Genomic DNA, 25,369 nt, shown 5'->3' with positions numbered 1-25,369 from the left:
TGGCTTTCATCTACTTAAATTAAAAGTTAGCAACCTGTTAGTTTTTCAGGCTGTGGCTTTTCATTTGGAAAGAAGATTGGGCGCAGTTTTACGCCAATTGCATTCCCCATAAAGGCAAATACCAACCACAACCAACCATGCACGCTTCCTGATGCAATACCGCTAAAGTAAGCACCGATATTACAACCGTATGCTAAACGTGCGCCATAGCCAAGTAATAGACCGCCAACAACTGCTGCAACCAATGAGCGACGTGGAATATTAAAGTTAGGCGCAAACTTGCCTGCCAAACTCGCTGCAAGCAAAGCACCTAGCATGATGCCAAAATTCATCATCGAGGTAATGTCATGCCAAAGTGAATTGGCTAGGGCTTTAGCATTGCCTGACTGCTGCCAATAATCCCAAGCGCTTACATCTACACCCGCAAAAACAGCAACTTTTGCAGCCCAAACTGCAAGCGCAGAAGTCACGCCCCACGGACGACCAGCCAATACCAAGGTAGCAAAATTCAGCAGCGTTAAAATAAGCCCACCCCAAATTAACGGCCAAGGACCTTTGAGGAAACGCTTCCAACCATGGTACTGACTTTGCGGCTCGACTTCTAAACTGCCATGACGTTTCTTTTCAAAAAACACGGTTGCGGCAGCAATCACAGCAAAAATAACAAAGCTTAGAATAAGTGCAGGAATCACCCCAAAACTTTCGACAATCGAGATTGGCGCCAAATGCGGCAGATTAAACCACCAATCTAAATGCGAAGTGGCAATCAGTGAACCTAAGCAGAAGAAAAATAGCGTAACCAACATACGCGCACTGCCACCGCCTACCGTGTATAGCGTACCCGATGCACAGCCACCCCCCAACTGCATGCCAATACCAAAAATAAAAGCACCAATCATGACCGACATCGACACAGGATTGACATTGCCCTTGACGGGATTGCCAAACAACTCACCTGCACCTAAAGCAGGAAAGAACAACAACACCGCCAAGCCCAGCATAATCATTTGAGCCCGCAAACCACGACCACGACGTTCTTTAATAAACACACGCCAGCTAGAAGTAAAACCAAAAGAGGCGTGATACAACGTCATCCCCAAAGCACCACCAATTAAAAATAACAGTGCTTGATTTAGACCCACGATTTGATAGGCGCCGATAGTACCGACAACAAGTAAGATAAAAGCCACCCAAACCGAAACATTCGATCTATGGGCACTTGCAACAATAACTTGACATGACAGAGAGAAGATTTGAAAAAGGAAACCCGCGTATTCTAAGCAATTTCCCCTACCGTGCAGGTCAATCGACCTATTTTATAGTCGCTTATCCATTCTGATATTTGATAAGCAATATGAGCTTAGCTGATGATAGGCTTTTAATTGCAAAGATAAAATCAAGCGCAAAAAAAATGCCAGTCAACTTTTAGGTTGACTGGCATCACTCCCGAAGGAGTTTTAACTTAATCTAGCAGATTAAATTATTTAATCATGTCAGCAATTGCTGCGCGTTCTTCTTCAAGTTCGTTTAACGTGAAGTTGATACGCTCACGGCTGAACTCGTCGATTTCAAGACCTTGAACGATTTTGTATTCGCCATTTTCGCAAGTTACAGGGAAACCGAACATTACGCCTTCAGGAATACCGTAAGAACCGTCAGAAGGAATACCCATAGTTACCCATTCGCCGTTTGTGCCAAGCGCCCAATCACGCATGTGGTCAATTGCAGCGTTTGCAGCAGATGCAGCAGAAGATAAACCACGTGCTTCGATGATCGCAGCGCCACGCTTACCAACTGTAGGAAGGAATACGTCTTTGTTCCATTCAGCATCGTTGATTTTGTCTTTTAAGCTTTCTCCATTTGCAGTTGCAAAACGGTAGTCAGCATACATTGTTGGAGAGTGGTTACCCCAAACTGTCATTGTTTTGATGTCAGAAACAGCAACGCCAGCTTTTTGAGCAAGTTGAGTTAACGCGCGGTTGTGGTCAAGACGTAACATTGCTGTGAAGTTTTTCGCTGGAAGATCTGGAGCAGATTTCATTGCGATGTAAGCATTCGTGTTCGCTGGGTTACCCACAACTAGAACTTTAACATCACGGCTAGCAACTTCGTTAAGTGCTTGACCTTGACCAATAAAGATTTCACCGTTTACTTTAAGAAGGTCAGCACGCTCCATACCAGGACCACGTGGACGAGAACCAACCAATAACGCGTAGTCAGCATCTTTAAATGCCACTTTAGGATCATCAGTACCGATCATGCCAGCCAATAATGGGAAAGCACAGTCGTCAAGTTCCATCATTACGCCTTTAAGCGCAGCTTGAGCTTTCTCAAAAGGAACTTCTAATAATTGAAGGATAACTGGTTGGTCTTTACCCAACATTTCACCGCTAGCGATACGGAATAATAGGCTGTAACCAATTTGACCAGCAGCGCCAGTAACGGCAACGCGAACAGGTTGCTTCATGTAATTATCTCCAATTGAGAGGATAGTCAATGCGATTAAATAGCTGTTCTATCTAATCTTAATAATCATAAACGCGAAAGATTGTACTCCAATCATTCAGCGGATGCATGCAAAAGCGCATCAAATTCCACAAAAGTCTGATAGAAAATATGAATAAAATTTCTCAAAAAGCTTAAAATTCAGAAATTACAGTCACCTAGCAAACTAGTAAGAACCTTTAATGACAAACTGATTCGGGCAATTTGATTCAATCGCTGCACCGCACTGCTTATAGCGTCCTGCGGTGTTATAACAAATTTTGATTTCAGTTAAATAACTTTTACCTTGATGGTTAGAGCACTGAAAATGCACGCTTTTTGATGACATACCTGAATTGGACTTGAGAAACAAACTCCGTAGTTGTGACAATTGCACCGTCTGCGTGTCTTGGCCTGTCAATACCGAAGGCACGTTCATCCGATCTGCATTATTAATAATCATGCGAAAATACTGACTGGCATTCATGGGCACACAGCCGCCAATACCTTGCCACAATTGTATCCGTGCAGCTTCATCAGGCATGACTCGCGCCACTACCTTCGCTTGTAGCGGCGGTAACTTTGCCGATGAATGGGTGCTACATTCACGCGTGGCTACTTCGGGATATAAACCCTCAATATTCAGTGAGTAACCTTCTAAACATTTACGCTTTTTGCTTTTGCTCGAATCGATTAAACACACGGCGGGCGTCATTTGCACGGACATCACATAGCCTTGCACGGGGGCAGAAAATGTATTTTGCGTACACAAAACCAAAGCTGTACCACTCAAACCGAGCAATGTCACTTGAATTGGCTGTAAAACTGTACTCATCCACATTTTCAATGCTTCAGCCCCCTAAATTCTTATACACCCAATGACTCACGCATCTATATATCAACACGCATGATCATCTAACTGTATCACTTGTAACATTTTCCTAAGGTGTATTCCGAGATGGAATATGTTGCATACGGCTACTCATTGATTGTCCACCCTGCCCCAACAGCACACCATAGTGCGTGGCATTGGTCATGACATGCTTGACATAGTCACGTGTTTCCAACAAAGGAATGCTTTCAGTATATTGGTCTGCCGCAATTTGCTGAAACTCTGGCTGCCAACGGCGTGCACGATTTGGCCCAGCGTTGTATCCTGCTGTGGCCAGCACAGGGCTATTGCTTAATTGTCGCTGAATGGTCGACAAATAAAATGTACCGTAGCGGATGTTGGTATTCATGTCACTGAGTGCAGCAGGATTATAAGTTTCACCCATTTGTCGTGCAACCAAACGTGCCGTGTCTGGCATAATTTGCATGAGTCCACCTGCACCTACATGCGAACGTGCAGTAGTATTAAAACGGCTTTCTTGACGCATCAAACCATAAGCCCAAGCAGGGTCAATACCTGCATTTTGACTGTGGCTCACAACATAATTACGATGTGGCATAGCATAACGGTAACTATAGTTGTGCTTATTCACAGTACGATCTGCTGCATAAATGGCACGATCATACCAACCCATATCGGTTGCACGCTTAGCCGCTGCTAAAATCAAACCATCATCCTGTCTTAAATACGCCTGACGTACCGCCCAGTTCCATTCACGGTTGACATAATTGGCAGGTGCATTAATTTCACGCAAAGTAAAGGCACGGTTAAAGTGAATATCTTGATTCAAACGCTGTAAGTCATTGGTACTTGGTTGCGTATTCGCAGGAATCGTGTTGTAGGTTTGCCCAAGACGATCTTTTGCCAACAAGTTGTGATAATCATCACCCTGCGCCAATTTTTTATAAATATTTTGTGCACTACGTTTCGACGCTGCATCATTGCGTTGTTCTGAAGCACGTGCCAACCAATATTGCCAACGATCTTCCTGTTTTTGAGTCACACTCATGCTGTCTACAGCACGAATCACACTTTCCCATGCGCCAAAACGAATCGCCTGACGGGCATAAATTTCTGCTTCTTCGGGACTAAAAGGTAAGCCATAACTGGCGTCTAAGGCACTTAACACTTCACGCTTAAAATTGTTTTTCATGACTGTAGTGCCGCCAATATATCCCACAGCACGATACAAGGCTTTTTGTACCGATTCTGGCGCACCTTCTGCACTGCGTTTTAGTGAAGAAAGTGCCGAGTCTAAATCGCTATCGGCTAAACGTCCGATCGCATAAATAAGATAGGCATGGTCTTCGTTGCTTGCTTTAGGCGCAGACCACAAATAATTCAGTGGATTGGCTTGAATGCTGTTCAATTGTGCCAAACTGATATTCATACCTAAACTTTGCGCAGTCGCTAAAGCGAGCCCTGACTGCCCTGCACGCAATTGTGCCCATAAGCGTTGCTGTTTATCTTGCTGAGTCATAATTGGACTAGAGAGCATCATTCGACCTAGACCTGTACAAGATTCAGGTTGTGAGTTCGTGGTCAACCAAACATCTTTAAATTCCGCGACCACCAAAGGATCACCCGAACGGGTACGAACTTGTGCCATGGCACAGCTTTCGGCCTGATCAGCATTACTCACATAGGCAAGCACAGGTTGTGCACTGCTAAAATCGGCCTGTTTCACTTTTTCTTCGATGTAATCGGCTGCGAGTTTTTCTGCCATCGCTGATTGTGGATGGCGCTGTGCAAACTGAACAATTGCACTGGCAGGTTGCATGCCCAAATTGGTGTTCAATGCCCAGTATTCAGGATAGTAGCCCAAAACATCATTTTGCATGGCATATTGATACTGCTGCAATAAATCGACATCACCTGAATTGGCTGCACGCAGTGCATCATTAAACTGTTCATTTGCGGCATGCGTACCCGTCATCACGGCAAGCGAAACCAGACTTAGCACAAGCTTTTTCGTTAATTTATTATTTTGTTTCATCATTTGCAGCATTCGCTTGCCTTCAGTCATTTACTTCTGCCTCGAGATCCGCATCCAATCATTCAGCTTAGTTTAATTAGTCTAGAACCCAAGTTGTGTTCTGTTATGTAACCTTATGATTAGACACTATTAATCTTGAAATCAATCTTCCAACAATTTTGCTTCACATTTCAAGTATGTGATGCACGGATTAAAGGCTGTCAGTTTATCTTGAATTCCTGCTAAAATACGCCCCTCTGTTTTATCTATTCCGTTTATTTTTATAAACGAACTCGTGAATTATCTCTTAGGAGCCTACATGACGGTTCAAACCTTCATCCCGAATGGTGCCCAAGCTGCCTCAGAAAACACTGTTACCCAGCCACAGCACACCCCAGCCGACGGTTCAGTTAAAAAACTGTATATCGAAACGCAAGGGTGTCAGATGAATGAGTATGACAGTCACCGTATGGCAGACCTTTTGGGCGACTCGCACGGCTATGTGCTGACCAGCAACCCTGCCGATGCCGATATTTTGCTCATGAACACCTGTTCAATTCGTGAAAAAGCCCAAGAAAAAGTATTTTCTGAATTAGGACGTTGGCGCAAGCTTAAAGAAAAAAATCCTGATTTGGTCATTGGTGTAGGCGGTTGCGTGGCTTCTCAAGAAGGCGACAACATTCAAAAACGCGCACCGTATGTGGATATGATTTTTGGCCCACAAACCTTGCACCGTTTGCCACAAATGCTTGATCAGCACCACGATCAAGTTGAAAAACCAAAGAAAGAAAAAATCAAACTGGTGGATATTTCTTTCCCAGACATCGAAAAATTCGACTTTTTACCTGAACCGCGTGTTGAAGGGTTTAAAGCTTTTGTGTCGATTATGGAAGGCTGTTCAAAATACTGTTCTTTCTGCGTAGTGCCTTACACGCGCGGTGAAGAAGTTTCACGTCCTTTAGATGATGTCTTAGCTGAAATTGCGACTTTGGCCGAAAAAGGCGTGCGTGAAATTAGCTTGCTCGGTCAAAACGTAAATGGCTATCGCGGTGAAACTTTTGACGGTAAAATTTGTACTTTTGCCGATTTACTGCGTTTGGTTGCCGAAGTACCTGGCATTGGACGAATTCGCTACACCACATCACATCCGCTTGAATTTGATGATGATTTGATTCAATGCTACCGTGATTTACCGCAAATGGTGTCGCATTTACACTTGCCTGTGCAAAGTGGTTCGAATGATGTGTTACAAGCCATGAAACGTAACCACACCATTGATGTGTATATCGACAAGATTGCCAAGTTACGTAAAGTACGCCCAGACATGCACTTATCTAGCGACTTTATTATTGGCTTCCCGGGTGAAACCGATCAAAACTTTGAAGAAACTTATCAGTTTATTCAAGATATGGATTTTGACCACTCGTACAGTTTCATCTATTCAAAACGTCCAGGTACGCCTGCATCTGAACTTGAAGACACCACACCTGAAGATGTGAAAAAAGAACGTTTAGCCAAAGTTCAACAATGGATCAAACAATCTAGTATTGATAAGACCGATGCCATGCTTGGCACGGTACAACGTGTCCTAATTGAAAATGTTTCCGACAAAGACCCGAACATTTTAGTGGGTACGGCCGACAATACACGTTTAGTAACATTTATTGGTGACCCTGCTTGGGTCGGACGCTTTGCGGAGATTGAGATTACCGAGATTAAAACTTTGAATTTAGTTTACGGTGAACTCTTGAATCTTGAGCCTGACGTGGCGTAATGTAGGAGCTAAAGTCCAATAACAGATTAAGGAATTCTCTTGACTGCAGCGATTCGACGTACAGTAACTTTTCCTGGCATTTCAATGGAACGTCTAAAAAGCATGCTCGGTGCTTATAACGGACATTTGAAACAAATCGAACAACGTCTAGACGTCCAAATTTCTCATCGTGGTGACGCCTTTTTTATAGATGGGGAAATTGATGCAGTTGAACGAGCCGAAACGCTCTTGCAACGCCTGCATGAAGAAGCGGAAAGCTCTGCACAAATTAGTGCAGACACGCTCCACATGATGATTCAGGGCAGTCAGACTGACCGTGAATTACAATCGGATGATGGGCAAGAGCATACTGGATTGGATGCTGTTTGGTTGCAAACCCGCAAAGGGCGCATTAATCCACGCGGTGCCAACCAAAAGCGTTATGTGCAACGTATTTTGCAAAGTGATATTTCATTTGGTATTGGCCCTGCAGGTACGGGTAAAACCTATTTGGCTGTTGCCGCTGCCGTAGATATGTTGGAACGCAATGAAATCCAGCGGATTCTATTGGTGCGCCCTGCGGTTGAAGCGGGTGAAAAACTGGGCTTCTTACCGGGTGATTTAACCCAGAAAATTGACCCGTATTTGCGTCCCCTTTATGATGCCCTGTATGAAATGCTCGGCTTTGAAAAAGTTGCTAAGCTGATTGAACGTCAAGTGATTGAAGTTGCACCACTGGCGTATATGCGTGGTCGTACCCTCAACCACTCTTTTGTGATTTTGGATGAAGCCCAGAACACCACGCCTGAACAGATGAAGATGTTCCTGACCCGTTTAGGGTTTGGTTCACGTGCAGTGATTACCGGTGATGTGACTCAGGTGGATTTACCACGTGGTCAGCAGTCTGGTCTGGCACATGCCTTACGTGTGATTGATAAAATCCCTGAAATTCATATTACTCGTTTCCATTCTCGTGATGTCGTGCGTCACCAGCTGGTTCAGAAAATTGTTGAAGCCTATGAAGGCTGGGACAGTGAGCAACAGCGTTTAAGTGCCGAAGCGCGTGCAGAACGTAAAGCGCGCCAGGAAGCATTAATTGCGGAAAATGATGCCGCAGCAGATGCACAGCACTAATCGCTGTGCGCTCTGCAACCTACTGAAGTATTAAGGATTCATTTTGAAATTAAGTCTCAGCCTGCAACAGGACATTCAAGCGCCTGAGCTGGTGTTAAAACGTGCCTATCTGAAAAAAGTAGTCGAAACCACTTTAAGACATATAGACACCCAAAGTGATTGTGAAATTGGAATTGCCTGTGTCGATCATGCCGAAAGTCACAAGCTCAATCTGGAATATCGCAAAAAAGACAAATCTACCAACGTCTTGTCTTTCCCAAGCGATTTACCCGATGAAATGGCACAAGTTTTGCCGAGCTTCCCTATTGGGGATTTGGTAATTTGTATTCCTGTGGTTTTACAGGAAGCTGCAGAACAAGCCAAAACACCATTAGCGCATTTCACTCACATGCTAGTACATGGCACGCTGCACCTTATGGGCTATGATCATGAAACCTCAGATGAGGATGCCGAAGAAATGGAAGCTTTAGAAGTTGAGATTCTTGCCAAGTTGGGTTTGGATAATCCATACATGGAAAGAGATTGAATTTTAAGTTTTAGAAAATCATAAAAATAGCGGGCTAAGGCTCGCTTTTTTGTTTAAAACTACTCCCTCCCAATGGGAGGGAGAACATTCATTAGAGTCCCATGATTGCTAAATACCAGAAGAACATTGCTGCGTAAAGCAGAGAGTAGATTCTTGTTACTTGTCCACAAAGTCCTCTCTCCCTTTGGGAGAGAGCCAGAGAGAGGGAAAAACTAGCGCACCTCAAACTCAGCTTCAGCAGGGTCAAAACGCCACGTCCGTACAATCCGCAATTCAGAAATATCTTTCATTTTGGCATCAAATGCACCAAAAGGTGCGGCTTTACGCACCGAAGCTTTGGCTGCTTCATCTAGCATGGCATGTCCTGAACTTTCAATTAAACGAATGGCACGAATCCCACCATTGTTGTTCAAAATCACCATTAAACGTACTTCGCCTGCCAAATTCTGTGCTTTGGCTTGTTCTGGATAATAACGGTTACCATAAAATTCGACTTTTTGACGGAATTTTTCCATATAACCAGCGGTGTTGTCTTGCTTGGCCTGAATCCCATCGATGGTTTTAATTTTTTGCTGACGGCTAAAATTTTGTTGGCGTTGTAAATATTGCGCTTCAATACTAGCGACCATGGCAGCCTTAGCTTGGAATTGGCTATTCAACTCCTGCATGGCTTTTTTGCGCTGATTTTCTGCAGCCTGTTTTTGCCAACTGAGCGTGGTCATCAATACTTTTTCTTCAAAGTTTAATTCACGCTGTTGCTGCATACGCTCTAAACTTTCCAATTGCTGCTCCCCTGCACTTTGTTCAGTCATGGGTGCAGGCATATCACTCGACATGCGATGTTCTTCACGGAACGTACCTGAACCTTGCTGATCGGCTTGGGCTAAGAAATCTGCATCTTCAACTTTTGCATCGCTCATGCGTACCGATACCGCAATCTCTTTGACCGCAGCATCGCTTTGTTGCGGTGCAGCAAACTGCACGGCCAAAATTAATGCGTGCAATACAGCAGCCACCAGCAACGCTGCAGCAAAAATAGGATCTTTCCACCAATCTTGCGTAGAAGGCATCAATTGAATTTTTTTTAGCATCACATTAATCCGACAAAACGTCTGATTCCCCAAGCCGCCAAATGCGGTATAAACTAAAGAGCATATTACTTTGCTCAGTTTTTGCTTTTCTGCAAAACTGCGAAGTTCATCAAAAAGCTGACTACTGAGCCTTAAAATCTTAAAAATGGTGCAACTTATTTTGCTAAACTGCAAGCTTCTATGCCTGTATTTTTAATACAATTCGACAAAATATTTGTATCTGTAAAGAATGAATGAACGACTTGGACGGCCGTATGCAAACCCTGATCACCAATATCTCTCAACGTATCCGTCAAGTGTACCAAAAAGCGGAAGGATTTATTGAGGATGAACGTGAATTTCCATTATCTCAGGTCTTCTTAAATGCGACTTTTCAGCGCTTTGTGACCGATAATGTGAAAATGTTGCAAGATCTGCACGCAGACTTACACGACGACTGGTTACGTCTTTATGCAACCCTAGATTACAACGGCTTGAACATCACTCTGTCTGTCGATTTAAAATTAGTACAGATGGAATTGAATAAAGATACTCAGCTGATTGTGTTTGAACAAATTAGTGACACGCAGGTGATTGAAGCAAGTTATCCAAGTTTTTTGCATAAAATCGCTGTGAAGTGCGCTTTATTTTACTATCAAAAAATACGCAATGATGACCCTTTAGGCATGATTTTAGAAAAACTCAAAGTCATTAAAGTCAAAGATGATTTGCTGCATTTAGATTTAAATCGCTGGTTGGGCAAAAGCCGCTCTATCATTGACACACTCAGCAAAGTTCATGTGAATCATGCGGTATTACGTGAAGCGGAATTGGTGCTCACTGGCAACGTCAATTTAACGGCGTTGTTCCGCAAAATGTCTGAAGAAAGACTAGAAGATGTGGAAGAATCTCTTGCAGATACGCAAGTCACACCGCTGAAACAAAAATAAAGCTAAGCTGAAACTTTAGAAGAGAATACATACAGGAAAACTACACAAGCCGCATAATTCCTAATTTTCTCTTCATATTCAACGCGTATAATGGCAACAAGCAAGCAAATTGCATCTCCCTACATACAGAGGAAATATCTCAGCAATGGCAAATCATGTATTGAAAAAAATGGGTATGGCAGCCGGTGTGTCTACAGCACTGTTTTTGGCTGGTTTCTCTAGCCAAACATTTGCCATGAGTCCTTTCCAAGCCAGTTATCAATTTAACTACAATGGTAAAAACTTAGGTTCTGCAACACGTACTTTAAGCCAAACAGGTAACCAATGGAGTTATGTGTTTGCTGCCAAAGCAGGCGTGATTGCCTCTGCTACAGAAACTAGCCGTTTTAGTTTTAATAATGGCAAAATTGGCTCATCTAGCTTTAGCCGCAGCAGTAAGATTTTGGTGCATAACAACACCATGAGTATTAACTTCAATCCTTCGGCGAAAACCATTAACACCAAAAAGGACAGCGACACCCGTTCTTTTGCGTGGAAAGCGGGCGTGTTGGATGAGTTGAATGCGGAACTGCAAATCCGTGAAGACTTAAAAAGTGGCGGTTTAAAATCGAGCTACTATATTGCCGATAATAAAGAGGTGGAATCACGTCGCTTTATTAAGCAAGGTTCAGAAAAAATCAAAACCAGTTATGGTACTTTTGATACCATTAAAGTGGTGCTGAAACACAACAAACCAAACCGTGATACGATTTTCTGGTTGGCACCAAAACTTGACTACTTGCCTGTCAAAGTTACCCACCAAGACAAAGACAAGTCTTATGGATTATTACTCACAGGCTATAAAGGCCCGACCAACTAATTTAGAATATAACTACTGAGCAAAGCTTGGCAGTTATTCACCATTTGGTAAATTGTTCTTGCATTTTTTCAGGTGCTTTTTAAAATACGCTTTTGCTTTGAAAAGCACCTGCTCTTGAGGATTCTCCCGTGCATGCACTAGAACAGAAAATTTTAGCCGAAGGTATCGTTCTATCTGAAGCGGTTCTAAAAGTCGACTCTTTCTTAAACCATCAAATTGACCCTGTGATGATGCAGCAAATTGGTCAAGAATTTGCGCGTTTGTTTAAAGATGCAGGCATCACCAAAATTATTACCATCGAAGCTTCTGGCATTGCACCAGCTGTGATGGCAGGTTTAGAGCTTGGTGTACCTGTAATTTTTGCACGTAAATATCAATCTTTAACCTTAAAAGATGATTTATACCGCTCTAAAGTATTTTCATTTACCAAGCAAACTGAAAGCACGATTGCCATTTCAAACAAACATATTAGCGCTAGCGACAAAGTCTTGGTGATTGATGACTTTTTGGCAAATGGTCAAGCTGCACTCGGTTTAGCAGATTTAATCCATCAAGCCAATGCAGAAGTCGTGGGTATTGGGATTGTGATTGAAAAGTCATTCCAGCCGGGTCGTGAATTATTGCTTGAAAAAGGCTATCGCGTTGAATCATTGGCACGAGTAAAGTCTTTGGCAAACGGTACAGTTGAATTTGTACGCGATTAAGGTCGATTAAAACTGATGTTGGTTCATCATTTAAACCCGATGATCAAAGAGTGCTTAGGCGCTCTTTTTTTTATGCTTTTTTTAAACTTAAACAACTCATTTACATATATTGAATTTACAAAATAGCCGCGCTACGCCATTCTGCACTTGAAATAACAGTGATTCAGCAGTCTAGTTTTTCTGATTGCAGCTCTAGACAGCACTTTTTAGATCGTCTGCGTGCATTGATGCATGCGGCATGAGCATAAGGCAATTTACAGTCATGACACAAGACAATCCGTTGATGCAACACAGTATCACCTGTCCGAAATGTGGTTCAACTCAAGTTGAAAAACGCAACCATCAACAAAACTTACAAAAAATTGGTGGCGTGTTATTAGGCTCTGCAGGTACGGCAGCAGGTACAGTAGGCGGCGCAGCTTCAGGAGCTTCTATTGGTGCGGCAATCGGTACTGCCGCAGGACCTTTGGGCGTGATTATGGGCGGCACCATTGGAACATTTGTCGGGGCAATTAGCGTGGGAATCACAGGTGGTTTTCTTGGGCATCGCTTTGGTAAAAAAGCAGGTGTAATTGTTGATCAGAATATTTTTCTAGATTTTCAATGCCTCAAATGTAAACACCGCTTTAAAGAAAAGTTGAAACAGCCAAGCAACTCTAAGTAACCCTAAATCAATTTCAAAAAAAGTGCTGCACATTGCAGCACTTTTTGATTGCATCTTTTTATTTTGCAGTGCTGCTTGCAGAAGTCATCACAGTTTTTTGTGCCGCTAAATACTGTGCTTCCGCAGGTTGTTTTTCAATACGTTGTTCTTCTGAAAAACTCAGACTATGCACAATTTCAGTCGCTGCAACACTCGACCATGAACACCCTAAACTCATTAGACCTAACCCAATCAGCATCCACTTATTCATTTTCACTTTCCTCAATCTCTCATTTTTACAGCAGTCCGTTGTGCTCAATACATTAGGGTCTGTTGACAATTCGTCTATGTTTGCGGCATGAGAGATATATCTCGCAAGGTTTTTTAGCTGATATAAGGCATGGGACAGGAAATTTAGTCATTCTAAATGACTGGCACATAACGCAATAGCAGCAAAAAATATGCTCGCCCCGAAAGGCTGTGGCTAAAACTTTCTCAGATTGCGTTATGAAACTTAGCAATAATCTCGCTATTCCTTGCGTTTCATGCCTGATCTGCTCAGTTTTAACCTACAGCGCAAGCCATTTATGAAATGTCAACAGACCCTAGCCTGCAAAAAAATGCTGCGTGAACCGTGACAGAAAACTCTGCTTTTAAAGCGGTTATTAGACGTGAAAAGAGAAAAACTGAATATCACTGCAAATGGTGATTTTAGGTGAAAAGTAAACTTATTTTTTAGCACGCTCAATGCTACATAAGCCAATCGAATTCAAGTACAAAAGATAAAAGCGTAAAACGATATCCACATTTTACGCTTCATCTTAATTAAAGAAAGAATCTCACATGCCCTGTAATTTTTTTACCATTTCACCTAGGCGTTGTCCTTGCGCTTCACAAAGGATTTTTTCATCCTGACTCAAAGCCTGATCGTGGCGCGGGCCGCTCACATGCGTTGCACCATACGGCGTACCGCCCGTTTTGGTATTTGATAAAGCAGGATGCGCATTATGCAATCCCATAATCATCATTCCGTGGTGAAACAATGGCGGCAACATGGTCAATAAGGTACTTTCCTGTCCACCATGCATCGAACCCGATGAGGTAAAAACGCAGGCAGGTTTATTGTGCAATGCGCCATTCAGCCACAGACTAGTGGTTTGATCCCAGAAATATTTCATTTCAGATGCCATATTGCCAAAACGTGTAGGTGAACCTAAAGCCAAACCTGCACAATTGGCCAAGTCATCCAAAGTACAATAAATATCACCTTCGGCAGGAATACTTGGCTCGGCTTGTTGCACCACGGTCGAGATATTTGGCACAGTTCTTATTTTAACGGGCATGCCACTAGCCTCTACCCCGTTGGCAATTAAATATGCCATTTCTTTGGTAGAACCATATTTACTAAAGTACAAAACCAGAATATATGCTTGCATCATGCTAAGAAATCAGACTAAAAATGAAAACTATACGGTATTTTGCTGCTTTTTTGGTTAAGCTTAACCATGAAAACAGATAAAGATGATTAAAAAAGTTGAGACAGCCACTGTATGATCGTTGAGTATTTAAAGAAACTGCCTTTTTATGACAAACAATGGTTTCAATTTGTCTTATTTGTGCTGCGTCGCTTTGAAGCAGATCGCTGCCGTGAACAAGCAGGCTCTTTAACCTACACTACCCTGTTTGCCGTTGTACCTATGCTCACCGTATTTTTGGTGATCATCTCATCCATTAAGGCACTCGAACCTGCACGGCAACAATTACAACAACTGATTTACAGCAACTTTTTACCTAAAACCACCATCGCCTTTGATAAAGCCTTAAATGCCTTTACCGACAAATCTAGCAACTTAACCGTCATCGGGATTTTGTTTTTATTCGTGACCACGGTGATGATGCTGACCAGTATTGAAACTGTGTTTAACCGAATTTGGCGGGTTAAGGAAACCCGTGGCGGCATTATGGGTTTTATGCGTTACTGGACCATTATCTCATTAGGCCCTATTTTACTGGGCAGTGCTTTTGTCATTTCCTCAACTTTGGCATCTATGAATGTGCTGAGTAATAACTTTGCAGGTTATGAACTCAATGGCGCATTTATTTTATGGCTGATTTCATTTGCCCTAACCATTTTAGGTTTTTTTATTCTGAATTGGACCATTCCCAACCGCAGTGTACCTATTAAAGCCGCATTAATTGCGGGGGGTTTCAGTGCTGTTGTATTTGAATTTTTGAAAAACCTGTTTGGTTTTATTATGTCCAACTTCACCAGTTATGAAATTATTTATGGTGCTTTTGCTGCCGTACCTATTTTCTTACTGTGGATTTTCCTGTCTTGGAATATTGTGCTGTTAGGTGTTGAAATTAGTTATGCCTTGACCGCTTTTGAAGCCAGTCGCGAAAAAAAATGCCATCCGCTGCTCATGCTATTGGACTTACTGGAATTGTTTTACAAAAAACAAATGCGCGGAGAAAGTGTCACTGAAGCTGAAGCCTTAGATGTATTGGGACGTAATGAAATTGGGCGCTGGCCGTCTTATGTGCTGATGCTAGAACAACAAAATTTAATTAAACGTACTGAAAATGATGAATTTGTTTTGGTGCGCAATTTATCTCAGGTAGATTTTTGGAGTTTTTATTCACAGCTACCGTATTCATTGCCACGTCGTCAGGACTTGGCCAATGTCTATCCTGATGATGAATGGATGCAAAAACTTGGCCCCGTACTCAGTGAAACCGATGACTATTTGGCTGCCAAATTGTCGATTCCGCTCTCTAAGATTTTTGAAGAAAAATAATCTTGTACGCGCTCGCTAGATTTTAAATATCACCCATCTTCAAATTTAAACCCGTATTGAGCTACTAGGTTATTTGAAGATGATTTTTACATGACAACATTGCTGATGTTGAGTCTTGCTCAAGTTCATGGAAAAGCTGCAAATACTTATTTTCTTTTTAGTACTTGGGTTTTATGTTTAAACCAACATTGAGCATTCACCATCAACACCCCCAGCATGACCAAAACAGCCCCAATCATAAAACTTTGGCTCAAGCTTTCATTCAACAACCATACACCAAACAATACGCCAAATAATGGCGTTAAAAATGAAAACACGCCTAAACTGGATGCTAAATATTGTTTCAGCAACCAAAACCAAGCGAGATAGCTAATAAACGAAATCAATACCGCATGAAAAATCAAACTGCCTATGGCTAAGGCTGTCCAATGAATTTCAGCCTGTCCCATCCACCATGCCATCGGCAGTAAAATCAAAAAACCACCCATCAATTGGTAAAACAAAGTTTGTGTTGCAGGGGCTTCCGATAAACGACTTAGACGTACCGCAACAGTTGTGGCTGCCCAAAGTATGCCTGCACTCAGCGCAAGTAAATTGCCAAAAAGCATCTGGCTGAAGTTTTGGTGGCTCTCTTGTTGCACAGTATCACGCCATAAAAAAGTCACCGCTATGCCAGCAAAAGACAACAGAATCCCGCCCCATTGCAAGCGAGATAAACGCTCTGCAGGTAGTTTCCAATGCAACGCTAAAGCCACAAAAATAGGCGCGGTATATAGTAAAACCACCACATGCGACGCAGAAGTATATTGAATCGCCTGCCCTAACATAAAAAATTCTGCGGCAAATAAAATACCCACCAATATGCCTGCAGGCAGATATTCAGTCGAAGCCCATTGTGTATTTCTTGCAAGCAATAACAAAGGCAACACCATCACAGCAGACAAGCCTGAACGCAGTGCCAATTGCATCAAGGGTGAAATATCTGCCGCAGCAACTTTTAGCACCACTTGTTGCAGACCCCAAAAAACACACAAAATTAGCATCATACTGCTGGCTTTTGCATCAAGTGCTTGGCGTGAACTCATGGCTGAACCTGATCTGAGATAAAAAATAGACTTTAAAGTAAGCAGCGGACTCAACCTAAATCTTTTGGATATTCAACATCATTGAGTACTTGAGGAGTTTTGGCATTATGCGCGACTTTGCATAAAAAAAGCGACCTAAATAGATCGCTAATTTTTAAGGATTAACTTAATCATCTGTTGCGAAAGCAATATCACTGAGTCCGGCTTCACTCGCACGTGACATCACTTGCGCCACAGTATCATAACGCGCATCTTTATCTGCTCTTAACACCACGGTTGGCTGTTGAGCTTGCTGACTAGCATCATTAAAGCGGGTTTGCAACTCATCTAAACTAATGATTTGATCATCCCACGCCACTTCACCATTGGCATTGATACTGACCTGAATTTGCTCAGGCGGTAAATCAACAATTTCTGCGCTGGTTTGCGGTAAGGTTAATGGTATAGATGGGTTGGCAACGGTCGCTGTCACCAAAAAGATGATCATCAATACCAACATAATGTCGATCAGGGGAATAAGGTTCATCTCATTCATGCCTGAATCGTTGTCTTCACCCAATTGAAAAGCCATTAAACCTGACCTCCCACTAAACTTTGTTGTGTTGCATTCACTTCAGTTCTTTGAACAGAAGAATCTTGTTGCAACATGGTGTCAATCAACAAACTATGTGCATGATCTTGCAAATTTGTAGATAAGGTACGGTTCACACGCGAACAAATGTTGTAAGCAATCACGGCAGGAATCGCCACCGCCAAACCGAAGCCCGTCATAATCAACGCTTCACCAACAGGCGTTGCCACTTGAGCCAATCCCGCCTGACCGCTTTTTCCAACCGCAACGAGTGCATGGAAAATACCCCAAACTGTACCAAACAAACCCACAAACGGTGCTAATGACGCAATTGTACCCAGTACCGATACGCCTTTTTCTGCCGATGCTTTTTCTACCGAAATTTGACGCAATAAGGCTTGCTCAGCAACCGCTTTACGCTGCTCAAAATTTAAGGGCACCAGTTTTGCTTTAAGCTGATTTAAAGCCTGTGACAGTTGAGCATAAGCTTGTTGCTTCAATTGGCGCGTGCCTATCAAACGTAATGCGAAGATGGTCCATGTCGCAATCGACATCGCCAATAACACGAAATACAGCGTTTTGCTGACTGCATCTGCGTGTTGCCAATAGACGGAAAAGTTCATACTCGAACTCCTGTTGAAGGTTAGCCGTTAGGGTTCAATGTCAATTCAAAAGGCTGCTCAGCACGAATTGGATAAGCCACGCCATTTTCTTTGTACGGTTTGAATTTTGCACTACGCACTGCGCGTAAAATCTTTTGATCTAAAGCAGGTACACCACTAGAACGCGTAATTTGAGCATCGGTGATCACGCCTTTTTCATTGGCTTCAATCCGAACCACCACGTTACGGGTTTCTCCCTGTAAATCACGATTGGTATAAGAAGGTTTTGGAGAACGACTCCATTGCACGCCTGAGCCGCCAATCGACACTGTTTTTGGAGCAGAAGGTGCGACAGGAGCAGGTGCTGGCGCAACAGGTGCAACTGTCGGTTTCGGTGCAGGCTGTACCACTTTAGTTTCAGTCACCGTTGCTACAGGTGCAGGTTGCACCACACGTTCGACTGGTTTTTCTACGGGCTTCGCCACGGGTTTAGGGGCTTCTGCTTTTTTAACTTGCTGTACTTTTTCTACTTTTTTCGGTGGCGGTGGCAACGGTTTTTCTACCACAGGCACTTCTTTTACAGGCTGAGGCTTGGGTTTTTCAGGCTGTGGTTCAGCCTTAGGTTGCGGTGGCAACGGTTTAGGCTGTTCTTGAATTTTTACAAAGCGTACTTTTAAAGGTTCTTTTTCTATGGGCTTTAAGGTCGGAGTTTGCATTTGCCCCAATGCCCACAACACACCGACATGACCTAATGCAACCACAGCTAAAGCCGTCACAACTTTCTTTTTCATGGCATTGGGCATTTGTAGCATAGCGTTGGGAGATTGGTTCATTAAAGTCAGCGACCTTCAAAAGCAATTGCCAAACCATCACAGTTCCGAACGATCAAACTGATCGGTTAGCACAATTAAAGTAACGCAATAATAAATGAGAAGTGTTTTCATTTGCAACTATTTTTTAATAACAAACGTGAATCATCCAATAAATTTGCTATTTTAAAAACAGTTTAAATAAATGTTATAACATTACAATTTTAGCATAAAAAAACATGCCATGTCGGCATGTTTTAATTCGATTTTTAGATAGCTTTTACCCTATTGAAATACAACAGTTTTGTTGCCATCTACAATAATACGGTCTTCCAAATGCCATTTAACTGCACGTGCCAGTACATTACGTTCCACATCCTGACCCAATTCACGCAGTTGATCTACCGTAAAGTCGTGATTTACACGCTCTACATCTTGCTCAATGATCGGACCTTGATCTAGGTCTGCTGTTACATAGTGTGCAGTTGCACCAATCAGTTTTACGCCTTTTTCATAAGCTTGTTTATATGGATTTGCGCCCACGAAAGCAGGCAGGAATGAATGGTGAATATTGATCACTTTCATTTCCCACTTAGAGACAAACTCTTCATCCAAAATTTGCATATAACGCGCCAATACCAACAAATCATTGCCTTGCATCAATTCATCAATTTTAGCGTAAGCTTCACGTTTATTTTCTTTATTAACAGGCACTACTTCAAACGGAATACCAAAGTTTTCTACCGCTTCACGCAAGGTGTCATGGTTCGACACCACTTTGGTAATTTCACATGGTAAACCACCACGTGAATGACGCCATAATAGTTCGAGCAAAGCATGATCAACTTTAGACACCAAAATGCCGACTTTTTTCACATCGCTGACCAAAGCCAAACGCCATTGCATTTCATAACGCTCTGCCACGTTAGAAGCAAAGGTTTGCAATAAGCTTTCTTTACGGCTTTGCAAGTGATCCAGTTCAAACTCAACCCGCATGAAATAACGCCCGCCCTGAGCTTCTGTTGCGTATTGATCAAGCGCGGTAATGTTGGCTCCTTGATGATACAAAAAGCTCGATACAGCCTGCACAATACCTGGCTTATCTTCACAGGTAATCAGTAAACGTGCAGTATTCGCAGTCGTCATATTCATGTTGTTTTTAGTCACTACTTGGTTAAATTGAAAAACAAGCCGAGTATTCTAGCGCGTTTCTCAGACATTCTAAATAGCCATTCTCAGTCTCTTAGTCGGCTTGAGTATTTTTACTGGATGATAAACTCTCAAACAGTTCAGATGTGCCTAGTGTTTCTAGTAAACGCTCATAGGTTGCACGACTTTCACCCCGTAAATATGCCCCTTCAAGGAACAGCATTTGACGTAAAGCCTGCCAAATCCATTTTTCTTCCAAATGGTTTGAATCGGTAATGTGACCCGACATATATAAGAAGTTCGTCCAGTTGGTCAGCACAATCCAAATATTGATAATCAAGGCTTCAATTTCTGACTCAGTCATTTGCATCAGACCCGCATCCACAAAGGCCTGATAAATTTTTTGTCCCTGCTGCATGACCTGTCCTGCAAAACGTGGATACATTTTGCGGAAATCTTCATTGGTTTCGACCAAATGATAGACATCACGATGCAAAAAACGATAAGCCCACAGCTGACTACTGAGAACCTGAAAATAACGAATTTTGTCATTGGCATCTAAGCCACGATTTTCAGGCAAAGCCAGCATTTCTAAAGTTTCTTGCTGATATTGTTCCATCAGCTCTTTAATAATTTCGTTCTTATTGCGGAAGTGGTAATACAAGTTTCCTGGGCTCATGCCCAGTTCTGCCGCAATATGATTGGTTGTTACCGAACGCTCACCACGCTCGTTAAACAATTGCAAACTCAATTGCAAAATACGTTCTTTGGTTTTCAACGTTTTGGTTTGAGACATCCTAAAAACAACCATTCTTTAAAATTTGGGGGGCATGAAAACATAAAGTCACTTGACTGATTAGAGTAAATACTCTAAAAATTAACTTATATTGCTTTTATTGAATGGTAACATGCCATGAACAGTCAAACAAAAACAACTTCAATGACCCCACATTTACCCGATTTACAACGTCTGGATGATATTTTGGCATTGCAGAAATATGCCTATCAGCGTCATCCTGTCCCAAGTGCCAAAGAACGCATTGAACGCTTAGCCCGCTTAAAACGTGTGATTGTGAAATATCAGGATCAATTTGCCGAAGCCATTAACCGTGACTATGGCAACCGCGCCATTGCAGAAACCAAAATTGGTGAATTACTTACCTGCTTGGAACATATCAAATATTACAGCAAAAACCTGACCGACTGGATGAAGCCATCTAAACGTCAGGTTGGTATTATCCACCAACCTGCAAAAGCATGGGTACAGTATCAACCTTTAGGGGTAATTGGCATTATTGCACCTTGGAACTATCCGCTGCTGTTGTCTTTAGGCCCACTGATCTGTGCTTTGGCTGCAGGCAACCATGCCATGATCAAAATTTCCAGTGCTTCTGCGCATTTTGGTAAAGTACTGGAAAACGCCATGAGCGAAGCATTTCCACAGGAATTGGTGGCAGTAATTAATGGCGGCGGTATTATTTCCGATGCGTTCTGTCATTTGCCTTTTGACAAAATTATTTTCACAGGCTCTACCGAAGTCGGCAAAACTGTAATGGCTGCCGCGTCACAAAACCTTGTGCCTGTCATTTTAGAACTAGGTGGAAAATCCCCTGTTTTGGTGCATCCATCTAGCGATATGGTCGATGTAGCGCAGCGTATTGCGGTAGGTAAACTCTGGAATGCTGGACAAACCTGTGTTGCACCCGACTATATGTTCTTGCCTAAAGGCAAAACTGCCGAATTTATGGAGCATTTCGAGCAATTTGTGACCGAAATGTATCCGCATATTCGTGATAACCAAGACTACACTTCTATTATTAATGACAAACAATATCGTCGCTTACAGGGCTATTTAGAAGATGCACGTGAGCGAGGTGCAAATATTATTGAAATTAATCCGCAAAGTGAAAATGTGGCTGCAACCCGTAAAATGGCACCAACGGTACTGACCAATGTCAGTCCAGACATGCAAATTATGCAAAATGAGATCTTTGGTCCAGTCCTGCCAATCTTAGAATATGAACAAATTGATGATGTAATCGAGTTTATTAATAGCCGACCGCGTCCTCTTGCTTTATACTATTTCGACTTTGATCAGGCGCGTGCCGACTATGTCGCACAGCGAACCCATTCAGGGCATTTCGGACTCAATACTGTATTGACCCACGTTGCACAAGATGACTTACCATTTGGTGGTGTTGGTGCATCGGGCATGGGGAAATATCACGGTCCAGAAGGTTTTTTCAGCTTGTCACATGAACGGTCGGTAATGTCTAATCCGAAGCTTTACAGCTTGAAGTTCATTCTCCCCCCATTTGATAAGCCGATTCATCGATTGATTTCGAAGACGCTTCTTCGTTAACTGATCAAGGCATGAGCTATCAAACACGCTCATGCTGTTTTTGAAGAAAATCGCTTGTCTTTTAAGCGTATTTTTGATATAAAACGCCCCTTGAATGAATTCATCCGTTTATTTTTGACTGGCCATACAGATTTGCTGTTGGCTAAATCAATGGAGTTACACCATGTCTAAGGTTTGCCAAGTTACCGGCAAGCGTCCAGTCGTTGGTAACAACGTCTCACACGCCAACAACAAAACTAAGCGCCGGTTCGAGCCGAACCTGCACAACCACCGTTTCTGGTTAGAAAGCGAAAAACGTTTCGTACGTCTTCGTTTAACCACTAAAGGTATGCGTATTATCGACAAATTGGGCATTGAAAAGGTTGTTGCTGACCTTCGTGCTCAAGGTCAAAAGATCTAAGTAAGGAGTCAGGACAATGCGTGATAAGATTCGCTTAGTTTCTACAGCTGGTACAGGTTATTTCTATACCACTACTAAAAACAAACGTACTATGCCGGAAAAAATGGAAATCAAAAAATTTGATCCAAAAATCCGTCAACACGTAGTTTTCAAAGAAGCTAAAATCAAATAATTTTAGCTTTTTTAAAAAACGACCTTATTCAGGTCGTTTTTTTTTGCACTTTTTTTGCCTAACTTGTTAAAATTTCCTCGTTTTCTTTTTTGGCACTATTTGTGCTTGTCTTATTTCAGTCTTTTGACCGCACCTTCACCATGGCTTAGGAGTTTCTCGTGCCTCATGATGTAGAACTCATCATCTTACTTGCCGTTGGTTTTAGCTTGGCACTGGTATTTGGCTATATCGCTGCGCGCTTACGCCTTCCACCGCTTATGGGCTATCTGATTGCGGGTGTCATCATTAGTCCCAACACACCGGGCATTGTGGCAGATATTCATCTTGCCAACCAATTGGCAGAACTTGGGGTCATGTTCCTCATGTTCGGTGTTGGCATGCATTTCTCGCTAAATGATTTAATGCAGGTACGACGCATTGCTTTGCCTGGTGCAGTATTGCAGATCGCCGTGGCGACCCTGCTCGGTGTAGGCGTGTCGATGATGTGGGGTTGGAGTTTTGGTTCTGCCTTAATTTTTGGCTTGAGTCTGTCTTGTGCCAGTACCGTTGTGCTCTTAAAAGCATTGGGTGATCGTGGCCTGCTCGACTCCGTGAACGGTAAAATTGCCGTAGGCTGGTTGTTAGTTGAAGACTTAGTGATGGTCTTAGCATTGGTGCTTTTGCCTGCCACAGCTGTATTACTGGGTGGACAAGCTATCGACAATGCCAGTGATGAAAATATTTGGCTAACACTCGGACTGACTTTATTAAAAGTTTCAGGCTTTATTGCCTTTATGCTGATTGTTGGCAAACGCCTTGTGCCCTTCATTATGCAAATTGTGGCTCGCTTAGGCTCGCGGGAACTGTTTACCCTGACTGTGGTCGCTGCTGCGGTATCAATTGCCTTTGGTGCTTATAAAATCTTTGGCGTGTCGATGGCACTTGGGGCGTTCTTTGCGGGGATGGTGGTCAAAGAATCTGATTTCAGTCATCGCGCCGAAGAAGAAACTTTACCCTTACGTGAAATTTTCTCCATTCTATTTTTCGTTGCTGTGGGCATGCTGTTTGACCCGCGTATTCTGATAGAAGAACCACTGCACGTTTTAGCGGTCGTCGGCATTATCATGGTGGGTAAAACCATTGCAGCCATGGCATTGGTCTTGTTCTTCCGCTATCCACTCAATACAGCCTTGACCGTAGGCGCGAGCTTGGCACAAATTGGTGAGTTTTCCTTTATTTTGGCAACGCTAGGTGTATCTTTACAACTGCTGTCACTAGAAGGACAAAACCTGATTTTAGCAGGCGCACTCATTTCAATTACCCTCAATTCCTTTGTTTTTTCTGCGATTGAGCCTGTGCAAAACTGGATTCGGGAACGCTCTTATTTGGCGCGTTTGCTTGAACGCAGCAATGACCCTTTAGCCATGCTGCCCGATGAAGTTTCTCAAGATTATTTACGTGATCAGGTGGTGATTGTTGGACATGGTGAAGTCGGACGCCGCATTACTCAAAATTTAATGGCTGAAAATATTAAGGTCGTGATTGCGGAAGAAAACCGTGAAATTGTCGAAGACTTACGCGAAAAAGGCATTGCTGCAGTCAGCGGCATTGCCACAGAAACGGGTGTACTGATTCAGGCACATATTCAACATGCACGACTACTCGTTCTCTCGCCTATGGACATTTTGGATATTCATAAAATTGTGGATATTGCCAAAACCCTAAACCCTGAAATTCAGGTTTTGGTGTGTGCAGAAAGCAAAGCCGAAGCGGAAGTAATTCGTAAAGACAACATTGGTGAAGTGTATTTTGCCAAAGAAGAAATGGCGAAAAATATGAGCAATTATATTTTAAATCAAATTGAAATTGCCCATCATCAGCCACCAACGCATTGAGCATCATTCATCTAAAACCCATAGCCAAAATCACAAAAAGCGCACCGTTTAAGCTGCGCTTTTTTTGTTGACGTATAGATTGGCTTTCATTGTGTTGATGAAAAACTATCTAATAATGTCCATGATTTTAACCAAAGCAGATAGACAATCTATTCATTAAAGATAGCTCATCACCGAAAGACCTTTTGGGATTAACTCATAAATTGCGGCTGTTCATCCACAATTTCGGCATGCCATTCATTGACCTGCTTTTCCAACAAGCCAAATAATGCCGCCTGAATCATGTGCTGTGCCACAACAGCCGTCTGATCGCCCAATATGGCTTTGACTTCGTCATTGAACTGGATTTTGACCAATGGCTCTTTCTCTGAGCCTGCATTACGCAATGCCAACTCGCCACCTTCAAGCTGAACCAGCTCTAAAATTGCTTCCTGATTACCAAATAATTCTTTCAATTGCTCTATAGACATATATCCTCCATGCTCGACATGGCGGCAAAGGCGCTTGCACTTTGCATCGTTCAGAATATTTATATCGGGCTGATCAGATTTTTTTCA

At 42.6% G+C, this 25,369-nt stretch carries 26 protein-coding genes; 12 read left to right on the top strand and 14 right to left on the bottom strand.

Annotated elements, in window-relative coordinates; all coding sequences use genetic code 11:
• Positions 1-26: 26 nt before the first annotated feature.
• The 4 genes from J4G44_RS04760 to J4G44_RS04745 all read right to left on the bottom strand — a co-directional run bounded on the left by J4G44_RS04760 (position 27) and on the right by J4G44_RS04745 (position 5,312).
• On the bottom strand, positions 27-1,244 hold the full coding sequence (locus J4G44_RS04760; RefSeq protein WP_207973948.1) for a YeeE/YedE family protein: 1,218 nt from the start codon (positions 1,242-1,244) through the stop codon (positions 27-29).
• 236 nt (positions 1,245-1,480) lie between these two features.
• Positions 1,481-2,467 carry a malate dehydrogenase gene (locus J4G44_RS04755; protein WP_019836931.1) on the bottom strand — a complete coding sequence of 329 codons (987 nt, stop codon included), beginning with the start codon at positions 2,465-2,467 and terminating at the stop codon, positions 1,481-1,483.
• A 204-nt stretch (positions 2,468-2,671) separates the two neighbouring features.
• Positions 2,672-3,319: a ribonuclease T2 family protein gene (locus J4G44_RS04750; protein WP_179988453.1), complete on the bottom strand. Its 648-nt coding sequence runs from the start codon at positions 3,317-3,319 to the stop codon at positions 2,672-2,674.
• A 106-nt stretch (positions 3,320-3,425) separates the two neighbouring features.
• Positions 3,426-5,312 carry a lytic transglycosylase domain-containing protein gene (locus J4G44_RS04745; protein ID WP_179988513.1) on the bottom strand — a complete coding sequence of 629 codons (1,887 nt, stop codon included), beginning with the start codon at positions 5,310-5,312 and terminating at the stop codon, positions 3,426-3,428.
• Positions 5,313-5,670: 358 nt separating this feature from the next.
• Here J4G44_RS04745 and miaB point away from each other — a divergent pair, with 358 nt between their 5' ends.
• The 3 genes from miaB to ybeY are packed head-to-tail and all read left to right on the top strand — an operon-like array spanning position 5,671 to position 8,764.
• Positions 5,671-7,125, top strand: a complete 1,455-nt coding sequence (gene miaB / locus J4G44_RS04740; RefSeq protein ID WP_207973895.1) for a tRNA (N6-isopentenyl adenosine(37)-C2)-methylthiotransferase MiaB — start codon at positions 5,671-5,673, stop codon at positions 7,123-7,125.
• Between the two features lie 39 nt (positions 7,126-7,164).
• Positions 7,165-8,238, top strand: a complete 1,074-nt coding sequence (locus tag J4G44_RS04735; protein WP_004976193.1) for a PhoH family protein — start codon at positions 7,165-7,167, stop codon at positions 8,236-8,238.
• Positions 8,239-8,281: 43 nt separating this feature from the next.
• The gene (ybeY, locus tag J4G44_RS04730) at positions 8,282-8,764 is read left to right on the top strand and encodes an rRNA maturation RNase YbeY (protein WP_004976192.1); all 483 of its coding nucleotides are present in this window, start codon (positions 8,282-8,284) and stop codon (positions 8,762-8,764) included.
• 212 nt (positions 8,765-8,976) lie between these two features.
• Here ybeY and J4G44_RS04725 read toward each other — a convergent pair whose 3' ends face one another.
• A complete protein-coding gene (locus tag J4G44_RS04725) occupies positions 8,977-9,834 on the bottom strand; it encodes an energy transducer TonB (protein ID WP_171062604.1) in 858 nt (285 codons plus the stop codon).
• Positions 9,835-10,109: 275 nt separating this feature from the next.
• Here J4G44_RS04725 and J4G44_RS04720 point away from each other — a divergent pair, with 275 nt between their 5' ends.
• The 4 genes from J4G44_RS04720 to J4G44_RS04705 all read left to right on the top strand — a co-directional run bounded on the left by J4G44_RS04720 (position 10,110) and on the right by J4G44_RS04705 (position 13,011).
• Positions 10,110-10,784: a hypothetical protein gene (locus J4G44_RS04720; RefSeq protein WP_004976182.1), complete on the top strand. Its 675-nt coding sequence runs from the start codon at positions 10,110-10,112 to the stop codon at positions 10,782-10,784.
• A gap of 145 nt (positions 10,785-10,929) precedes the next feature.
• A complete protein-coding gene (locus J4G44_RS04715) occupies positions 10,930-11,643 on the top strand; it encodes a DUF3108 domain-containing protein (protein ID WP_004976176.1) in 714 nt (237 codons plus the stop codon).
• A 128-nt stretch (positions 11,644-11,771) separates the two neighbouring features.
• Positions 11,772-12,347, top strand: coding sequence for a xanthine phosphoribosyltransferase (locus J4G44_RS04710; RefSeq protein ID WP_004976172.1), 576 nt, complete (start codon positions 11,772-11,774; stop codon positions 12,345-12,347).
• 262 nt (positions 12,348-12,609) lie between these two features.
• Positions 12,610-13,011: a hypothetical protein gene (locus tag J4G44_RS04705; RefSeq protein ID WP_179989430.1), complete on the top strand. Its 402-nt coding sequence runs from the start codon at positions 12,610-12,612 to the stop codon at positions 13,009-13,011.
• A gap of 58 nt (positions 13,012-13,069) precedes the next feature.
• Here the strand turns inward: J4G44_RS04705 and J4G44_RS04700 are convergent, their stop codons facing one another.
• Both J4G44_RS04700 and wrbA read right to left on the bottom strand, forming a co-directional pair.
• Positions 13,070-13,261, bottom strand: a complete 192-nt coding sequence (locus tag J4G44_RS04700; protein ID WP_179989432.1) for a hypothetical protein — start codon at positions 13,259-13,261, stop codon at positions 13,070-13,072.
• Between the two features lie 568 nt (positions 13,262-13,829).
• Positions 13,830-14,426 (bottom strand): NAD(P)H:quinone oxidoreductase, encoded by a 597-nt coding sequence (wrbA, locus tag J4G44_RS04695; protein ID WP_167846439.1) that lies wholly within the window; start codon positions 14,424-14,426, stop codon positions 13,830-13,832.
• A 114-nt stretch (positions 14,427-14,540) separates the two neighbouring features.
• Here wrbA and J4G44_RS04690 point away from each other — a divergent pair, with 114 nt between their 5' ends.
• Positions 14,541-15,788 (top strand): YihY family inner membrane protein, encoded by a 1,248-nt coding sequence (locus J4G44_RS04690; protein ID WP_178866098.1) that lies wholly within the window; start codon positions 14,541-14,543, stop codon positions 15,786-15,788.
• 146 nt (positions 15,789-15,934) lie between these two features.
• Here J4G44_RS04690 and J4G44_RS04685 read toward each other — a convergent pair whose 3' ends face one another.
• The 6 genes from J4G44_RS04685 to J4G44_RS04660 all read right to left on the bottom strand — a co-directional run bounded on the left by J4G44_RS04685 (position 15,935) and on the right by J4G44_RS04660 (position 20,800).
• Positions 15,935-16,873, bottom strand: a complete 939-nt coding sequence (locus J4G44_RS04685) for a DMT family transporter (protein WP_207973894.1) — start codon at positions 16,871-16,873, stop codon at positions 15,935-15,937.
• 166 nt (positions 16,874-17,039) lie between these two features.
• Positions 17,040-17,444: an ExbD/TolR family protein gene (locus tag J4G44_RS04680; protein WP_004976158.1), complete on the bottom strand. Its 405-nt coding sequence runs from the start codon at positions 17,442-17,444 to the stop codon at positions 17,040-17,042.
• On the bottom strand, positions 17,444-18,067 hold the full coding sequence (locus J4G44_RS04675; RefSeq protein WP_096901723.1) for a MotA/TolQ/ExbB proton channel family protein: 624 nt from the start codon (positions 18,065-18,067) through the stop codon (positions 17,444-17,446). Before J4G44_RS04675 ends, J4G44_RS04680 begins: the two co-directional genes overlap by 1 nt.
• A 20-nt stretch (positions 18,068-18,087) precedes the next feature.
• Entirely contained in the window at positions 18,088-18,879 is a 792-nt protein-coding gene (locus tag J4G44_RS04670) for an energy transducer TonB family protein (RefSeq protein WP_104853035.1), read from the bottom strand.
• A 261-nt stretch (positions 18,880-19,140) separates the two neighbouring features.
• Positions 19,141-20,007, bottom strand: coding sequence for a formyltetrahydrofolate deformylase (purU, locus tag J4G44_RS04665; RefSeq protein WP_004976151.1), 867 nt, complete (start codon positions 20,005-20,007; stop codon positions 19,141-19,143).
• Between the two features lie 91 nt (positions 20,008-20,098).
• Positions 20,099-20,800: a TetR/AcrR family transcriptional regulator gene (locus J4G44_RS04660; RefSeq protein WP_004976150.1), complete on the bottom strand. Its 702-nt coding sequence runs from the start codon at positions 20,798-20,800 to the stop codon at positions 20,099-20,101.
• Positions 20,801-20,917: 117 nt separating this feature from the next.
• Here J4G44_RS04660 and J4G44_RS04655 point away from each other — a divergent pair, with 117 nt between their 5' ends.
• The 4 genes from J4G44_RS04655 to J4G44_RS04640 all read left to right on the top strand — a co-directional run bounded on the left by J4G44_RS04655 (position 20,918) and on the right by J4G44_RS04640 (position 24,812).
• The gene (locus tag J4G44_RS04655) at positions 20,918-22,366 is read left to right on the top strand and encodes a coniferyl aldehyde dehydrogenase (RefSeq protein ID WP_207973893.1); all 1,449 of its coding nucleotides are present in this window, start codon (positions 20,918-20,920) and stop codon (positions 22,364-22,366) included.
• Positions 22,367-22,529: 163 nt separating this feature from the next.
• Complete coding sequence (gene rpmB, locus J4G44_RS04650) at positions 22,530-22,766, top strand: 50S ribosomal protein L28 (RefSeq protein WP_004976147.1); 237 nt, start codon at positions 22,530-22,532, stop codon at positions 22,764-22,766.
• Between the two features lie 16 nt (positions 22,767-22,782).
• Positions 22,783-22,938 (top strand): 50S ribosomal protein L33, encoded by a 156-nt coding sequence (gene rpmG, locus J4G44_RS04645; protein ID WP_004976146.1) that lies wholly within the window; start codon positions 22,783-22,785, stop codon positions 22,936-22,938.
• A 158-nt stretch (positions 22,939-23,096) separates the two neighbouring features.
• The gene (locus J4G44_RS04640; protein ID WP_179996528.1) at positions 23,097-24,812 is read left to right on the top strand and encodes a cation:proton antiporter; all 1,716 of its coding nucleotides are present in this window, start codon (positions 23,097-23,099) and stop codon (positions 24,810-24,812) included.
• A 191-nt stretch (positions 24,813-25,003) separates the two neighbouring features.
• On the opposite strand, the gene J4G44_RS04635 is transcribed toward J4G44_RS04640, so the two are convergent.
• Complete coding sequence (locus J4G44_RS04635; protein WP_131261040.1) at positions 25,004-25,282, bottom strand: hypothetical protein; 279 nt, start codon at positions 25,280-25,282, stop codon at positions 25,004-25,006.
• Positions 25,283-25,369: the final 87 nt, after the last annotated feature.

It is taken from the genome of Acinetobacter towneri (genome assembly GCF_017498585.1).
Taxonomy (GTDB): Bacteria; Pseudomonadota; Gammaproteobacteria; order Pseudomonadales; family Moraxellaceae; genus Acinetobacter; species Acinetobacter towneri.
Note: the sequence above shows the minus strand (reverse complement) of the source record. Positions and strands in the feature narration are given on the sequence as shown.

Bases quoted from the DNA above. Each gene is read 5' to 3' on its own strand.
- miaB (WP_207973895.1), top strand. From the start codon at position 5,671: ATGACGGTTCAAACCTTCATCCCGAATGGTGCCCAAGCTGCCTCAGAA.
- J4G44_RS04660 (WP_004976150.1), bottom strand. From the start codon at position 20,800: ATGTCTCAAACCAAAACGTTGAAAACCAAAGAACGTATTTTGCAATTG.
- wrbA (WP_167846439.1), bottom strand. From the start codon at position 14,426: ATGCAAGCATATATTCTGGTTTTGTACTTTAGTAAATATGGTTCTACC.
- J4G44_RS04715 (WP_004976176.1), top strand. From the start codon at position 10,930: ATGGCAAATCATGTATTGAAAAAAATGGGTATGGCAGCCGGTGTGTCT.
- J4G44_RS04700 (WP_179989432.1), bottom strand. From the start codon at position 13,261: ATGAATAAGTGGATGCTGATTGGGTTAGGTCTAATGAGTTTAGGGTGT.
- rpmB (WP_004976147.1), top strand. From the start codon at position 22,530: ATGTCTAAGGTTTGCCAAGTTACCGGCAAGCGTCCAGTCGTTGGTAAC.
- J4G44_RS04720 (WP_004976182.1), top strand. From the start codon at position 10,110: ATGCAAACCCTGATCACCAATATCTCTCAACGTATCCGTCAAGTGTAC.
- purU (WP_004976151.1), bottom strand. From the start codon at position 20,007: ATGAATATGACGACTGCGAATACTGCACGTTTACTGATTACCTGTGAA.
- J4G44_RS04750 (WP_179988453.1), bottom strand. From the start codon at position 3,319: ATGAGTACAGTTTTACAGCCAATTCAAGTGACATTGCTCGGTTTGAGT.
- J4G44_RS04725 (WP_171062604.1), bottom strand. From the start codon at position 9,834: ATGCCTTCTACGCAAGATTGGTGGAAAGATCCTATTTTTGCTGCAGCG.
- J4G44_RS04680 (WP_004976158.1), bottom strand. From the start codon at position 17,444: ATGGCTTTTCAATTGGGTGAAGACAACGATTCAGGCATGAATGAGATG.
- J4G44_RS04690 (WP_178866098.1), top strand. From the start codon at position 14,541: ATGATCGTTGAGTATTTAAAGAAACTGCCTTTTTATGACAAACAATGG.
- J4G44_RS04755 (WP_019836931.1), bottom strand. From the start codon at position 2,467: ATGAAGCAACCTGTTCGCGTTGCCGTTACTGGCGCTGCTGGTCAAATT.
- J4G44_RS04635 (WP_131261040.1), bottom strand. From the start codon at position 25,282: ATGTCTATAGAGCAATTGAAAGAATTATTTGGTAATCAGGAAGCAATT.
- J4G44_RS04655 (WP_207973893.1), top strand. From the start codon at position 20,918: ATGAACAGTCAAACAAAAACAACTTCAATGACCCCACATTTACCCGAT.
- rpmG (WP_004976146.1), top strand. From the start codon at position 22,783: ATGCGTGATAAGATTCGCTTAGTTTCTACAGCTGGTACAGGTTATTTC.
- J4G44_RS04670 (WP_104853035.1), bottom strand. From the start codon at position 18,879: ATGAACCAATCTCCCAACGCTATGCTACAAATGCCCAATGCCATGAAA.
- J4G44_RS04675 (WP_096901723.1), bottom strand. From the start codon at position 18,067: ATGAACTTTTCCGTCTATTGGCAACACGCAGATGCAGTCAGCAAAACG.
- J4G44_RS04705 (WP_179989430.1), top strand. From the start codon at position 12,610: ATGACACAAGACAATCCGTTGATGCAACACAGTATCACCTGTCCGAAA.
- J4G44_RS04685 (WP_207973894.1), bottom strand. From the start codon at position 16,873: ATGAGTTCACGCCAAGCACTTGATGCAAAAGCCAGCAGTATGATGCTA.
- J4G44_RS04745 (WP_179988513.1), bottom strand. From the start codon at position 5,312: ATGACGGGTACGCATGCCGCAAATGAACAGTTTAATGATGCACTGCGT.